Annotated in this window: 1 pseudogene; it reads right to left on the bottom strand. The window is 65.2% G+C overall.

Annotated features, from left to right (window positions below):
* Nucleotides 1–2471, bottom strand: a pseudogene (locus AU197_RS19430) (non-ribosomal peptide synthetase); the annotation flags it as partial.

Genomic DNA, 2471 nt, shown 5'->3' with positions numbered 1-2471 from the left:
CCGCCACACCAGCCACATACAACTCCCCCACCACACCCACCGGCACCGAACGCAACCAACCGTCCAACACAAACACCGCCGCCGTCGGAACGGGCGCCCCGATCGGCGCTGCACCTGATCCCGGCGCCAGTGGGGGGCTCATCGACGCGTACACCGTGGTCTCGGTGGGGCCGTAGGCGTTCACCATCACCCGGCCCGGCGCCCACCGATCCACCACCTCGGCCGGACACGCCTCGCCACCGACCAGTAACGCCACCGACTCCAGCCCTTCGGCGGGAAGCGCGCTCAGCGCGGACGGAGTCTGAGTCAACACGTTGACGTGCTCGTTGAGCAGCAACGCCCGAAATTCTTCGGGCGAGTCGGCGATCGTCTCGGGCACGATCACCAACCGCCCGCCATTGAGCAGTGCAGCCCAGATCTCCCACGCCGAAAAGTCGAAAGCATATGAGTGGCACTGGGTCCAGACCTGCTTGTCGGGAAGATGCGGGGGCATCGAGTTCACCAGATGAGCAAGGTTTCGGTGACTGATGGCGACCCCTTTGGGGGTCCCCGTGGTGCCCGAGGTGTAGATCACGTAGGCAAGGTCATCAGCCGTGGGCGTCGGTGAGAATTCGCTCGGATAGGTTTCTGTCCGAGCATCCTCGAGCTCGATGACCGTGACGTCGTACCCGTCCAGGCGGTCGGCCAGTCCGCGGATGGTTACCACGCTGATCGGCGCGGCATCGACGAGCATGAATCCGATCCGTTCGGCGGGCAGGTTCGGGTCGATCGCCAGATAGGCGGCTCCCGTCTTGAGCACCGCCAGCATCGCCACAACCGCTTCAGCCGATCGTTCCAATAGCAGCGCGACGCACTGCCCCGGTCCGACACCGCTGTCGGCCAACACATGCGCCAGGCGATTCGACGCTTGATCCAGCTCCAAGTAGGTCCACATCCGGCCACCGGAGCTGACTGCGGCAGTCCCCGGCGCCTCGGTCACCCGGGCGGACCACAACACCGGAATCGAGACCGCCGGAGGGTCGATGCGTTTCATCCGTGCGCGATTACCCGCTTCGTCCAGCCACGCATGCTCGTCTTCGGCGAGCACGTCCACCGACCGGACCCGCCGCATCGGATCCGCGGTCATGGCCGCCAGCACCCGCGTCAGCCGCTCGATCAACGCCGCGATGGTGCTCGCGTCGAACACGTCGGTGTCGAACTCGACCCGGAGGCCGAGTTCGCGACCCGGCTGAGCTTGCAGGGTCATTGGGTAGTGGTTCGATTCGCGTGCGGTGGTTTCGGTGATGGCCAATCCGTGGTTGACCGACAGCGCGGCGGTCTCGATGGGGTAGTTCTCGTACACGAACAGGGTGTCGAAAAGCCTTTCCTGACCGGTGATCCGGTGGATGTCGGTAAGCGCCAGATGCTGGTGTTCGAGTGTGCCGATGTGAGCGTCGTGGAGTTGGACGATCAGATCGCCGATGGTGGTGACGGCGGTGACATTCGCCCGCACCGGAACGGTGTTGATGAAAAGGCCCACCATCGACTCCGCTCCTCGCACCTCGGCGGGCCTCGTCGATACGGTGGTGCCGAAGGCGATATCGCGGCGGTCGGTGAGCCACATCAGTAGTTGGGCCCATGCGGCTTGCAGCACGATGTTGGTGGTGGTGTGGTGGGATCGTGCCAATTCGCTGATGTCGCGGGTGATTTCGGCCGGTATGTGGAAGGTTTCCACGGCGCGGGGACCGAGCGAGGAGCGGTCGGGCGGGCCCACCAATGTGGGGGTGTCGAAGCCCGCCAGGTAATCCTGCCAGGCTGTGCGGGCAGCATCGCGATCCCGGCTGATCAGCCAGGCGACGAAGCTGCGGTACGGCGCGGGCGCCGGCAACCTCTGTCCCTGATAGCTGGCGAAGATCTCTCCGACGAGGATCGGCAGCGACCAGCCGTCCATCACGATGTGGTGATTGGTCATCACCAGCCGATGCCGGTGTTCAGCGATACGGATCAACGCCACCCGGAAGACGGGTCCGTCAGCCAGGTCGCTGACCGCGGCGCGTTCCTCGGCGCAGACTCGCTGGATCTGGTCGTCGACATCGAGTCCCTCGGCAAGGGCGCCGATGTACCGCCACCCCGCGGCTGGATCGGCCGGAATGATCTGCACCGGCTCGTCGAACTCATCGGAGAAACGGGCCACCAGATGAGGGTGGCGTTTGACCACCGTGTCCACCGCTTCGTGCAGTTTGTGGGGTTCGAGGGGGCCGGCCACGGTGGTGTCGAGTTGCACGGCATACACATCGGTCGTCTGCGTGCGGGCGTGGAAGAGCAGCCCCTGCTGCAGGGGGGTCAGTGGAAGGACGTCAGCGATCTGCATATCGGCTCTGCAAGCGGTCGATCTGCTGTTGGTTGAGGCTGACGGCGATGTCGGAGGGGGTGAGGCCGCCGCCGCCTGCGTGGACGTGGGTGCAGATGCCGGTGAGGGCTTGGAACCAGAG

This window comes from Mycobacterium sp. IS-1590 (genome assembly GCF_001500025.1).
GTDB lineage: Bacteria > Actinomycetota > Actinomycetes > Mycobacteriales > Mycobacteriaceae > Mycobacterium.
The sequence above is the reverse complement of the archived record's forward strand: the minus strand, read 5'-3'. Positions and strand labels throughout refer to the sequence as shown.